Raw genomic sequence first — 12,426 nt, forward strand, 5'->3', positions numbered from 1 at the left:
AAAGTCCATACGTGAGCGAGCAGAAGACCCGGAAGGGCGTCGTCCAGATCAGCGAAGTCGCGAACGGCCTGATCGACCCGGTGCTCGCCAAGCGGGCAGGCATCAACACCATGCTGCTCGGCTCCTGGGACGAAATCGCCGGCGAGGACTTTGCCGATTGCACGCGGCCCGAAAAGATCGCCTGGCCGCGACGGGCCTCCGAGATCATGGGCGAGGGCGGCCATCAGCCGGGCGTCCTGACGGTTGCCTGCGAGGGCGCGCGCGCGCTGTTTTTGACCCACGCCCAGGGCGAATTGATCCAGCGCATCAACGGCTTCTTCGGCTTCTATGCGATCGGGCAGCTGCGCATCGTTCAAAAGCCCGTCTCCCAGCAGCCGAAACACCGTGGCAAGCCCAAGCCGCTGACCGGTGAACCTGCACGGCGGCTCGAGACCATGGTCGAAGGCATCGAAAGCGAGGAGCTGAAGGCGGCCTTGCGTCGGCTGGGGACCGCCGTGCTCAATCCCCGGCGCCGCTAAGGCACGGCGCGCAAAACTATGCAGCGGTTTTCGCGGCTACGAGACGCGAAAACCAGAGGCTTAAAGCGCAAGCAGCGAATCGGAAAGATCGCGACGCGCTTTTGGGCGGCCATCGCTCGGTCACAATTCTTTGAATTCTGTTGACGCCGCGCCACTTGCCGCCCTGCGCGGGGCAAGATATCGAATCCGCACTGCAATTCCCTCCGAACACGGGTCAAATCATGTCCGCTTCCGCAATGAACCTTACCAAGCGCCTGCTCAGCGGTGCCGCCATCGCAACTGTCGCCCTGGTGCTTGCTGCCTGCAGCGACGAAAAGAAGGAAACGGCCTCCACCGCACCGGCCGCGACCACCGAAGCCGCCAAGGCTGAAACCAAGCCGGCAACGGACGCGACCACGACTGCATCGACGACCGCGACCCCGGCCACCACCGAAGTCAAGCCCTCTGCCGGCACCGAAGTCGCCCAGACGACGGCTGCTCCCGTCAAGGTCGAGCTCCCCTCGTCGGAAGGGTCCGTCGACGTCGCCAAGCTGATGGAACCGGGCGCCCTGCCGGAAATGGCGATCGGCGACGCCAACGCGCCGGTGACGATCGTCGAATACATGTCGATGACCTGCCCGCACTGCGCCGCCTTCCACAACAACACCTTCGAGGCGATCAAGACCAAGTATGTCGACAGCGGCAAGGTCCGCTTCGTGCTGCGCGAATTCCCGTTCGATCCGCGCGCGGCGGCCGCCTTCATGCTGGCGCGCTGCGCTCCGGAAGGCCAGTACTTCCCGATGATCTCGATGCTGTTCAAGCAGCAGCAGCAGTGGGCCGCAGCCCAGAATGGTCGCGACGCTCTGCTGCAGATGTCCAAACTCGCTGGTTTTACACAGGAGAGCTTCGAGGCCTGCTTGACGAACCAAAAACTTCTGGATGATGTGAACACTGTTATGCAACGGGGCGCCAAGGAATTCGGGGTTCAGTCGACGCCGACCTTCTTTGTCAATGGCGAGCACTATTCGGGGGACATGTCGGTTGACGTTATGTCGGCCCTCATCGACAGCAAGCTCTGATCCTTCGCTTTTCCTGAAAACGGGCGACGGCAGCAGCTGTGTGCCCGTTTTTCTTGTCTGGGCTGATGGTAGAGGGGGGGACCTCGTAGCCCCAGCGTCCGCCCCATGAAGTTCAACAAGCTTCGCCTGCTCGGCTTCAAGTCCTTCGTCGAACCGACCGAATTCATCATCGAGCGCGGATTGACCGGTGTCGTCGGACCGAACGGTTGCGGCAAGTCCAACCTCGTCGAAGCCTTGCGCTGGGTGATGGGGGAGAACTCTTACAAGAACATGCGTGCTTCCGGCATGGACGACGTGATCTTTTCCGGATCCGGCAATCGTCCCGCGCGTAACACGGCCGAGGTCGGCCTCTATCTCGACAACAGCGACCGCACGGCACCCGCTGCCTTCAACGACAGCGACGAGATCCAGGTCAGCCGCCGCATCGAGCGCGAGCAGGGCTCGGTCTACCGCATCAACGGCAAGGAAGCGCGCGCCAAGGATGTACAGCTTCTCTTCGCCGACGCGTCGACTGGTGCACGCTCGCCGTCGATGGTCGGGCAGGGGCGCATCGGCGAACTGATCGCCGCCAAGCCGCAGGCCCGTCGCCAGCTCCTGGAAGAGGCGGCTGGCATCTCCGGCCTGCACTCTCGCCGCCACGAAGCGGAGCTGCGTCTGCGTGCCGCCGAGACCAATCTCGAGCGTCTCGACGACGTCACCTCGCAGCTCGAAAGCCAGATCGAGAGCCTCAAGCGCCAAGCGCGCCAGGCCAACCGCTTTAAAATGCTCTCGGCCGATATCCGCAAGCACGAGGCGATCCTGTTCCATATTCGCTGGGTGCAGGCCAAGGAGGCGGAGGGCGAGGCGACGAGCCAGCTCAACCAGGTGACTGCGCTGGTCGCGGAAAAGGCGCAGCAGCAGATGCAGGCGGCCAAGGACCAGGCGATCGCCAGCCTGAAGCTGCCGGAGCTGCGCGAAAACGAAGCGAAGTTCGCCGCCGCCCTCCAGCGTCTGCAGATTGCCCGCTCACAGCTCGAAGAGGATGCCGGCCGCATCCTCAGGCGCCGCGACGAGTTGCAGCGCCGGCTGGCGCAGCTTGCCGAGGATATCGCCCGCGAGGAGCGCCTTGTCGCCGACAATGCCGGCATTCTTTCGCGTCTCGACGAAGAGGAAGCCGAACTCAGCGACATGCTCGCCGAGGCCGACGACCGTGCGACGGAAGCGCGCGAGCGCCTCGAAGACGCAAACGAAAAGCTCGCCGGCAGCGAGGCGCTATTGGCGCGTCTAACGGCGGAACGCGCCGAGGCACAGGCCGGCCGCAACCAGTTGGAGCGCACGCTGCGCGACCTGTCGGAGCGCCAGGCACGTCTTGCCCGCCAACTTGGCGACCAGTCGCGCGATCTCGACGAACTCGACCGCCAGATGGCGGCCCTTCCCGATCCGCACGAAAAGCAGGGTCAGGTCGAGGTCGCAGAAGCTGCGCTGGAAGAAGCCGAAAGCAATGTACTCGCGATCGAGGAAGGCCTCGCTGAAGCGCGGCGCATGGAAGTAGAGGCGCGTCAGCCTGTCGATCGGACGCGCGCGACGCTGAACGGCATCGAGACCGAGGCACGCACCATCCGGCGCATGCTGGAGGCGGTGGCCGGTGGCGCCTATCCCGCCGTCGTCGAAGAGATGAAGGTCGACCGGGGCTTCGAGACCGCATTGGGCGCGGCCCTTGGCGACGATCTCGACTCGCCGCTCGAAACCGACGCGCCGGCCCATTGGCGCGCGCCGGGGGATCATGTCGGGGACGACGAATTGCCGGAAGGCGTGAGCCCGCTGATTGCCCATGTGAAGGCGCCCGACGCGCTGACCCGCGCCCTGAAGCAGATCGGCATCGTCGCAAGCGAGGCGGAAGCCGAGCGGCTGCTGCCCCTGTTGAAACCCGGCCAGAGCCTCGTCACCAAGCAGGGCTCCGTCTGGCGCTGGGACGGCCACGTCACCGGCTCCGAGGCGCCAAGTGCTGCCGCCTTGCGGCTGGCGCAGAAGAACCGGTTGGCCGAACTCGATACCGAGGCCGACGGCGCCGCTGAGGCGCTGCGCCTCGCGGAGGCCGAACTTGCCTCTGCGGGCAGTCGCATCCGCGCCGAGGACGAGCGGTTGCGGCTTGCCCGCGACGCGCAGCGCATGATCACCCGACAGCTCGGCGAAGCCCGCGACGCGCTCGCCGCAGCTGAACGCGCCTCGGGCGACCTTGCCCGCCGCCGCGCGGTGCTTGCCGAATCGCGCAGCCAGATCGAGGCGCAGGTCGAAGAGGTGGCCGAGCAGATCGAGACGGCCAACGACGCGCTCGCCGATGCGCCCGATCTCTCCGAACTGGAACTGACGCTGCGCACCCAGACGGCCGATGTCGCAGCCGATCGTGCCGCCGTCGCCGAGGCCCGTGCTGCGCATGATGGCCTGGCGCGCGAGAACGAGGCCCGCCAACGACGCATCGCGGCGATTGCCAATGAACGACAGACCTGGAAGGCGCGCGCGGCGAGCGCCGATGAGCACATCGCGACCCTGCGCGACCGCGAGGCAGAAGCCCGCGACGAGGTCGAAGAGCTGATCGATGCGCCCGACGAGTTCGAGGACAAGCGCCGGGCGCTGATGAACGAGTTGCAGAAGGCGGAAGCGGCCCGACGCGAAGCGGCCGATCTGCTTGCCGAGGCTGAAAACCGCCAGCGCGAGGCGGACCGGTTGGCGGCAACCGCGCTCTCCGAACTGGCGGAATCGCGCGAAAAGCGCGGCCGCGCCGAAGAGCGGCTGGTCTCCGCCCGCGAACGTCGCGTCGAGATCGAGGCCCGCATTCAGGAAGCGCTCTCCTGCGCGCCGCACGAGGTCATGCGATTGACGGGGCTTGCCGTCGACGAGGCACTGCCGGACATGCGCAACATCGAGCGCGAGCTCGAACGGCTGAAGATCGAGCGCGAGCGGCTTGGCGCCGTCAACCTGCGTGCCGAAGAAGAACAGAAGGAGCTTTCGGAAAAGCTCGCCCTGCTGCTCAGAGAGCGCGACGACGTCATCGAGGCGATCCGCAAGCTCAGGAGTGCCATCCAGAACCTGAACCGCGAGGGTCGCGAGCGCCTGATCGCCGCATTCGACATCGTCAACGTACAGTTCCAGCGGCTGTTCACCCACCTCTTCGGGGGGGGCACGGCCGAGCTGCAACTGATCGAGAGCGACGATCCGCTGGAGGCCGGCCTTGAAATTCTCGCCCGCCCGCCGGGCAAGAAGCCACAAACCATGACGTTGCTTTCCGGCGGCGAGCAGGCGCTGACGGCGATGGCATTGATCTTCGCCGTGTTCCTGACCAATCCCGCGCCAATCTGCGTGCTGGACGAAGTCGATGCACCGCTCGACGACCACAATGTCGAGCGCTACTGCAACCTGATGGACGAAATGGCGGCGTCGACCGAGACACGCTTCATCATCATCACCCACAACCCGATCACCATGGCCCGCATGAACCGCCTGTTCGGCGTGACCATGGCCGAGCAGGGCGTCTCCCAACTCGTTTCCGTCGACCTGCAGACGGCGGAACGCCTGCGCGAAGTCGTCTGATTCACTCAAATTCGGCGATGAAACCGGATACCGGCCGCGATGGGTCGCGCGCTTCCCAGGTGTCGACGTAGGCGGCGAGGGGGACCTTGTTTGCTCGATAGGCTGCGTAAAGCGTTGCCGCCCCAGCCTTTTCCGGCGGCCTCCTGAACCACCTGCCGAAGGTGACGGCAGCGCCCGTCGTCCATCTCCACCCTTCGGCACTGCCGTTCTCGTTGGAGAGCCCGAGCCATGGCCCGACCCGCCGGTGCTCGCCGCCTTCGAACGAACTGCTGAAGAACCGGTCATCCGTATTCACGAGTGAGGCGACGAACGTATTTTCATCGCTGGAATCGATCGTGGCAAGGTGACCGCCGCAGCGCTCGACGATCGCCTTCGCTTCCTGCCAGCCGACTTGCTGCCCGTCATAGACCGCTGCATAGAGGTGTCTGGCAAAGGTGCCATAGGTCAGTGGTAGAGGCGAAAGACACCGCACGATGGCGATCACCGGTTCGTCCTCCAGTCCCTCGAGATCGGTGGCGTCATAGCGGCGTGCGCTGGTAGCCGAGAGAATGTCATGATCGATCCGGGCAAAGGTGAGACCCAGGCTCGCTCCGGTCTCCTGATCGAGAAATCCGGATTGCTTTAGCCCGCGGGCCGCCTGAAATGCCGTGACCGCCCTGCGTGTCTGGCCACCGAAGGCGCCGTCCGTCGCGCCCGTGTCAAAACCCTTGCTCTGCAGGGCCTGTTGCGCGGCTGCGCGCTTGTCCTTGCTATCGAGCATCTTCTGTTCCTGAGCCATCGCAGCCAGGGATGATCTGAAGTCGTCGCTTTTGCCGAGCCGCTGAATGGATTGACGCGCCGCGTCGGTGTAGCTGCTCTCGCCATGTTTGGCGATGAAGCGCTTCCAGGTCCTGGCCGTGTCCACGCGCATCGCCTTGTTGAAGTCGAGCGCGGCGATATCGACGTTGTCAACTTTCAAGGGTCGCGGCGCTTCAAGCGTGGCGCTGCCGTCGAGGTAGAATTCCAGATCGAGAGAGGAGAGGATCTGCGGCGACTGTTTGCCGCCCGTTGCCGAGCGCACCTCACGGATCACGCGCTTGAAGGCGGTGCCGATTTCGATCCCTGGGCCGGAGAGGTTGGTTATCAGCGCCCGGGTGAAGGGCGAATGCCCGTCGGTTCCGTCAGCCGCCACCTGTCCGGGCGCCGCAGCAAAGGCAACGAGCGTGCCGGCGCCCTGTGTCTCGATCGGTGCCAGACCTCTGGTGGCGCCGCCGCGGCTTGTGCCCGCCACGTCACGATTGAGTCTGTCTGCGAGCGGATTGTTGCGGCAGGCGTCGAGGAAGATCAGGGAGATTTTCGCGCGTTGTTCCAGCGCGTTCATGATCTCCGACAGCGGCATGGTTTCTGCCGGAACGTCAAACTCGCTTTCGAGCCGCGCATCGGTGCCGACGAGGAAGTTCTCGCCGCGCAACTGCATGCCGTGACCGGCGTAGTAGAACAAGGCGGTATCGTCAGGCCCGATCTTGCGCGAGAAGTTTGAAAGTGCGCCGGCAAGACCACGGCGATCGGCGTTGAGGATCAAGTCGGTTTCAAAACCCTGGCCTTTGAGGAAGACATTGAACGCTTCAGCGTCGCGCGAGGCGTTGGGCAGGGTTCCCGCAAGCACATAGTTGCTCATGCCGATGACAAGCGCCAGTCGTTTGCCATTGCCTTCGGCGGGGGCATTCCCTGTGGTGAAGGGCACGATCAGAGCGCAAAGAACCAGCCATAGCAGCTTCACACGCCAGTTCATGACCTTGCCTCCTGCTTATGATTGACTCAGCCGTGCAGGTGTTGAATTGCCCCAAGCGGTCACTCGAATTCGAGGATCAGACCGCCCGTTCCATCGGTTGGCCCCATATCGTCCCAGCTATCGACGTAGACGGATTTCGTGTCGGCTCTGCCGTTGCGATGGGCGTAGTACATGCCGATATCGTCGCCCTTCTTGCCTTCGTTCGGCATGTCCTGGAACCATTTCGTGTAGGTCAGGGGCGCGCCGGTGTCCCAACGCCAGCCGCCTCTGGGCTCCTTGCCCTGTGGGTCCTGCGTCAGGCCGATCCAGGGGCCCATCTTGTAGCTGACATTGCCTGAGGGGTCGTAGCCGGTGTTGAAAAAGGTCTGATCGGCGTTGAAAAGCGACGCGACGAAGGCGTTCTCCTCTTGAGACGAAATCGACGCGAGGTGCGCGCCGCAACCGCCGGCGATCCCCCGCGCATAAACGGCCAAAATTATTCCCGTCCGCACTGCGACATAGAGGTGCCCTTCGAACACGCCATATACGGTTTCGAAGTGGCGCAGGCAGGTCAGCGCCCGCAGGACGGTTTGATCGGTTTCCAGACCCTCGAGGTTGGCAACATCATAGCGTCGGGCCTTCGGAGAGCTGTATATGCCCTCGGCTCTGTCGTTGACTTTGATGCCGAGGGCTTCTGCCGTGCGCTCTGTGATGAAGCCGCTTGCTGGCTGCTGGTTGGTGCTCTGGAACCGCTTGATCGCTTCGCGCGTCTGTCCACCAAAAACACCATCGGCCGTGCCCGCCGCAAATCCGCGCGAGGCGAGTGCCACCTGGACGTTTCGTCGCTTGTCCTTGTCCGGCAATAGCCGCGCTTCGACGGACTGAGGCAGATGCGACTGGTTGCGCACGGCGGCGGGTTCGATCTGCGCCAGCGCCTGGCGTCCGAGGTCGGCATATTCGCCGGTGCGGTGTTTTTCGACGAAGAAGTGCCAGATGCGCGCCGTTCCGATCTTCAGCGCCTTTTTGAAGTCCTTCTCTGCCTCAAGCGCTTCGGGATCCATGGCCGGCACAGTGAGTGCCGGCTGCACCGGCTGAACCGCCGCAGTCTGCGGCATGGCCGTCTGTACCGCCGGGGTTTGTACCGCCGGGGTCGTCTGGGGCGCTGCGGTTTCCGGCCCGAAGTAGAACTCCAGCGACAGGGATGACAGGATCTGCGGCTGCTGCTTGCCCTGCGTCTCCTTGCGCACGTCACGCACGACCCGCTTGAAGGCGGTGCCGACTTCGAGGCCGGCGCCCGAGAGATTGGCGATCAGCGCCCGCGTAAAGGGCGAATGCCCGTCGGTGCCGTCGGCGGCGACCTGTCCGGGGGCTGCGGCAAAGGCGACGAGCGTGCCGCCGCCCTGCGTTTCGATCGGCGCCAGCCCGCGGGTCGCCGCACCGCGGGTCGCACCTTCGACTTCGCGTGTCAGCCGCTCGGCGAGCGGATTGTTGCGGCAGGCATCGAGGAAGACCATCGAGATGCGGGCACGTTTTTCCATCGCGCCGATGATCTCGGACAGCGCCACGGTCTCGGCCGGCACGTCGAACTCGCTTTCGAGCTTGGCATCGGTGCCAACAAGGAAATTCTCGCCGTGCAACTGCATCCCGTGGCCGGCGTAGTAAAACAGGGCGGTATCGTCAGGCCCGATCTTGCGCGAGAAGTTTGAAAGTGCACCGGCAAGGCCGCGGCGATCGGCGTTGAGCACGAGGTTCGTTTCGAAGCCCTGGTCCTTGAGAAAGGTGTTGAAGGCTTCTGCATCGCGTGAAGCATTGGGCAGCGTTCCAGCGAGCACGTAGTTGCTCATGCCGACGACGAGCGCCAGCCGCTTGCCGTTTCCTTCGGCAAAGGCGTTTCCCATGGTGAAAAGGACCATGAGCGCCGCCGAAAGGAGCCAGGTTGTCAGATTTGCACGCCACCTCATGACCGACCCTCCGAGCCATCGAGACGGAAACGGATTGCCATGACGGGATATTCCTGGATGCACCCCCATCGCACATCTGTATATTAGATAATTGTTATGTTTCGGGCAATGTCGGATCGGGCCGCCTGGCGCAGCCTTTTCAGGAATTTCGGCTGCAATTTAAAGCCATCGACACGATTTGTGGGAGGTCAAGCGCGATGTGTAGCAATGTTACAGAAAATGATGCGCTGCAGCATAAATCTTCGCCGGGTGCATTTTCAGCCTGAAGCATATACTGTAAATCGTCATTAAAGACTGTTTCTGGGTGGAGAGCAGGCATGACGAAATGGGTTTACACCTTCGGTGGGGGCAAGGCCGAGGGACGTGCGGGTGATCGTGAGCGCTTGGGTGGCAAGGGCGCCAACCTTGCCGAGATGTGCAACCTCGGCCTGCCGGTTCCGCCGGGCCTGACGATCATCACCGATGCCTGCAACAGCTTCTTCGACAATGACAGGCAGATGCCGGATGGCCTGCGCGACCAGGTGCGCGAGGGGATCAGCCGGATGGAAGAGGTGACCGGCCGCGTCTTCGGCGACACCTCCCGTCCGCTGCTGCTTTCGGTTCGCTCAGGCGCGCGCGCGTCCATGCCCGGCATGATGGACACGGTTCTCAACCTCGGTCTCAACGATCAGTCGGTACATGCGCTTGGCCATGACGCCGGTGATGCCCGTTTTGCCTGGGACAGCTATCGTCGCTTCATCCAGATGTATGGCGACGTCGTCATGGGCGTCGACCACGACGTCTTTGAGGAAATCCTCGAGGACGAGAAGGCGCGCCTCGGCCATGAGCAGGATACCGAGCTTTCGGCGGTGGAGTGGCAGAGCGTCATTGCCCGTTACAAGGAAGCGATCGAGGAAGCGCTGGGCGAACCCTTTCCGCAGGATCCGGAAGTGCAGCTCTGGGGCGCGATCGGCGCCGTGTTTTCGAGCTGGATGAACCCGCGGGCGATCACCTATCGCCACCTGCACGCCATCCCCGCCGCCTGGGGCACCGCCGTTAACGTCCAGGCGATGGTCTTCGGCAATCTCGGCAATTCGTCGGCGACTGGCGTTGCCTTCACCCGCAACCCCTCGACCGGCGAGAACGAGCTTTACGGCGAGTTTCTGGTCAATGCACAGGGCGAGGACGTCGTTGCCGGCATCCGCACGCCGCAGAACATTACCGAAGCGGCGCGCCTTGGCTCCGGCTCCGACAAGCCCTCGCTCGAAAAGCTGATGCCGGAAGCCTTCGCCGAGTTTCGCTCGATCTGCGATACGCTCGAACGCCACTATCGCGATATGCAGGATCTGGAATTCACCATCGAGCGCGGCACGCTCTGGATGCTGCAGACGCGCTCCGGCAAGCGCACCGCCAAGGCGGCGCTGAAGGTCGCGGTCGATATGGCGGAGGAGGGGCTGATCTCCGAACAGGAGGCCGTTGCCCGCATCGATCCCGCCTCGCTCGACCAGCTGCTGCACCCGACGATCGATCCACATGCGCGCCGCGACATCATCGGCTCGGGCCTTCCGGCCTCGCCGGGGGCTGCGACGGGCGAGATCGTCTTTACCTCGGAGGAAGCGGTGCAGGCCGACAAGGAAGGCCGCAAGGTCATCCTCGTCCGCGTCGAGACCAGCCCTGAAGATATCCACGGCATGCATGCCGCCGAAGGCATTCTGACGACCCGCGGCGGCATGACCAGCCACGCCGCCGTGGTTGCCCGCGGCATGGGTACCCCTTGCGTTTCCGGCGCCGGCAGCATTCGTGTCGACCTTCGCAACGAAACGCTGACCGCCGGAGGCGTGACGCTCAGGAAGGGCGACGTCATCACCATCGACGGCTCGTCCGGCCAGGTGCTGAAGGGCGCGATCGCCATGCTGCAACCGGAACTTTCCGGGGACTTCGGCAAGATCATGGCCTGGGCGGACGCCACCCGCCGGATGACCGTCAGGACCAACGCCGAAACGCCGGCGGACGCACGCGCCGCGCGCTCCTTCGGTGCGGAGGGCATCGGCCTCTGCCGCACGGAACACATGTTCTTCGAGGACGACCGCATCAATGTCATGCGCGAAATGATCCTCGCCGACGACGAAGAAGGTCGCCGTTCGGCGCTCGCCAAGCTTCTGCCGATGCAGCGCTCGGATTTCGCCGAGCTGTTCTCGATCATGCACGGCCTTCCTGTAACGATCCGCCTGCTCGACCCGCCTCTGCACGAGTTCCTGCCGAAGACCGACGAGGAGATCGCCGACGTTGCCGGCGCGCTCTCGCTCGATCCGTCGGAACTGCGCCAGCGCGTCGACGAACTGCACGAATTCAATCCGATGCTCGGCCACCGTGGTTGCCGGCTGGCCATCTCCTATCCGGAGATCGCCGAGATGCAGGCGCGTGCCATCTTCGAAGCCGCCGTTGAAGCGGCGCACGAGACCGGAGCGGCCGTCGTTCCCGAAATCATGGTGCCGCTTGTCGGCCTCAAGGCAGAGCTCGATTACGTCAAGGCGCGCATCGATGCGGTCGCCAAGGAGGTGATCGGTGAGGCGGGTATCGACATCGACTATCTCGTCGGTACCATGATCGAATTGCCGCGTGCAGCCCTGCGCGCCGGTGTGATTGCCGAAGCGGCCGACTTCTTCTCCTTCGGCACCAACGACCTGACGCAGACGACTTTCGGCATCTCGCGCGACGACGCCTCGCAGTTCCTGGCGACCTACCAGCAGAAGGGCATCATCGAGCAGGACCCCTTCGTCTCGCTCGATTTCGACGGCGTCGGCGAACTGATCCAGATCGCAGCCGAGCGTGGTCGTCGCACCAAGAACGGTCTGAAACTCGGTATCTGCGGCGAACACGGCGGGGATCCGGCCTCGATCCGCTTCTGCGAGGACGCCGGCCTCGACTACGTCTCCTGTTCACCCTTCCGCGTGCCGATCGCCCGGCTCGCCGCGGCCCAGGCCGCGATCAACGGCAAGCGGTAACGTCTATCGCCAACGCCGCCCAAGCGGCGTTGGCTCGGCATGATCCGCTTTACCTGGCCTGGACGATCACCGGTCGTGAGACGATGACCGGCCGGTCCCAGCCCCACATCATCATGTCGTTCTGGTAGCGGAATGCGCGCGATTCGGCGCGGCGGTCGAGCTCGATCCGCTGCAGGCAGGTGGCAAACGCATCGGTGCCGCGGCGGAAGCCGTAGGACGCGCAGGTGTTGCCGTCGGCGATGCGCCGTTCCTCCGGCGTCATCGTCTGGCATGCCGTCAAGAGAAGCGCGGCTGCGATAAGGATGGACAGTCGTTTCATCATGGTTCTCGCGCCTCCTGGGCGCAACCGGGTCGTGTGAGGCCGTACCGGTCTGCGTCTCGCCGTGAGCAATCGAGCGGCACACCACTCAACGCCTCGAATCACAATCAATATAGGGACTTGTATCGAGAATCGAAACGAACGATGCCAATTCTGTGCCATGTCGCGGTTGTAGGCGAGGGCACCTCACACCCGTCGTTGACGTGTGTGTGAGCCTGTTCCGGAGGGGGGCGGGGTGTGAACCCTGCGCGATGGTCCGATTGCGCGTA

At 64.0% G+C, this 12,426-nt stretch carries 7 protein-coding genes; 4 read left to right on the top strand and 3 right to left on the bottom strand.

Annotated features, from left to right (window positions below):
• The first annotated feature begins 11 nt into the window (after window positions 1-11).
• From IB263_RS04435 to IB263_RS04445, 3 genes are all read left to right on the top strand, one after another.
• Window positions 12-518: a DUF721 domain-containing protein gene (locus IB263_RS04435; RefSeq protein ID WP_060516289.1), complete on the top strand. Its 507-nt coding sequence runs from the start codon at window positions 12-14 to the stop codon at window positions 516-518.
• Window positions 519-739: 221 nt separating this feature from the next.
• Window positions 740-1,576, top strand: coding sequence for a DsbA family protein (locus tag IB263_RS04440; RefSeq protein ID WP_192437704.1), 837 nt, complete (start codon window positions 740-742; stop codon window positions 1,574-1,576).
• Window positions 1,577-1,681: 105 nt separating this feature from the next.
• Entirely contained in the window at window positions 1,682-5,143 is a 3,462-nt protein-coding gene (locus IB263_RS04445; protein WP_192437706.1) for a chromosome segregation SMC family protein, read from the top strand.
• Between the two features lies 1 nt (window position 5,144).
• Here the strand turns inward: IB263_RS04445 and IB263_RS04450 are convergent, their stop codons facing one another.
• Window positions 5,145-6,914, bottom strand: a complete 1,770-nt coding sequence (locus tag IB263_RS04450; RefSeq protein WP_192437707.1) for a caspase family protein — start codon at window positions 6,912-6,914, stop codon at window positions 5,145-5,147.
• A gap of 59 nt (window positions 6,915-6,973) precedes the next feature.
• Window positions 6,974-8,854 (bottom strand): caspase family protein, encoded by a 1,881-nt coding sequence (locus IB263_RS04455; RefSeq protein WP_034801311.1) that lies wholly within the window; start codon window positions 8,852-8,854, stop codon window positions 6,974-6,976.
• A 317-nt stretch (window positions 8,855-9,171) separates the two neighbouring features.
• On the opposite strand from IB263_RS04455, the gene ppdK reads away from it, so the two are divergent.
• Complete coding sequence (ppdK, locus tag IB263_RS04460; RefSeq protein ID WP_192437709.1) at window positions 9,172-11,838, top strand: pyruvate, phosphate dikinase; 2,667 nt, start codon at window positions 9,172-9,174, stop codon at window positions 11,836-11,838.
• Between the two features lie 49 nt (window positions 11,839-11,887).
• On the opposite strand, the gene IB263_RS04465 is transcribed toward ppdK, so the two are convergent.
• Window positions 11,888-12,160 (bottom strand): hypothetical protein, encoded by a 273-nt coding sequence (locus tag IB263_RS04465; RefSeq protein WP_034801317.1) that lies wholly within the window; start codon window positions 12,158-12,160, stop codon window positions 11,888-11,890.
• Window positions 12,161-12,426 lie beyond the last annotated feature (266 nt).

Origin of the sequence: Ensifer sp. ENS03, assembly GCF_014852035.1 — a bacterium.
GTDB classification, from domain to species: Bacteria; Pseudomonadota; Alphaproteobacteria; order Rhizobiales; family Rhizobiaceae; genus Ensifer; species Ensifer adhaerens.

What these genes read in the sequence shown, in the direction of transcription:
- IB263_RS04465 (WP_034801317.1), bottom strand. Translation starts at nt 12,160, where the DNA reads ATGATGAAACGACTGTCCATCCTTATCGCAGCCGCGCTTCTCTTGACG.
- IB263_RS04450 (WP_192437707.1), bottom strand. Translation starts at nt 6,914, where the DNA reads ATGAACTGGCGTGTGAAGCTGCTATGGCTGGTTCTTTGCGCTCTGATC.
- IB263_RS04445 (WP_192437706.1), top strand. Translation starts at nt 1,682, where the DNA reads ATGAAGTTCAACAAGCTTCGCCTGCTCGGCTTCAAGTCCTTCGTCGAA.
- IB263_RS04440 (WP_192437704.1), top strand. Translation starts at nt 740, where the DNA reads ATGTCCGCTTCCGCAATGAACCTTACCAAGCGCCTGCTCAGCGGTGCC.
- IB263_RS04455 (WP_034801311.1), bottom strand. Translation starts at nt 8,854, where the DNA reads ATGAGGTGGCGTGCAAATCTGACAACCTGGCTCCTTTCGGCGGCGCTC.
- ppdK (WP_192437709.1), top strand. Translation starts at nt 9,172, where the DNA reads ATGACGAAATGGGTTTACACCTTCGGTGGGGGCAAGGCCGAGGGACGT.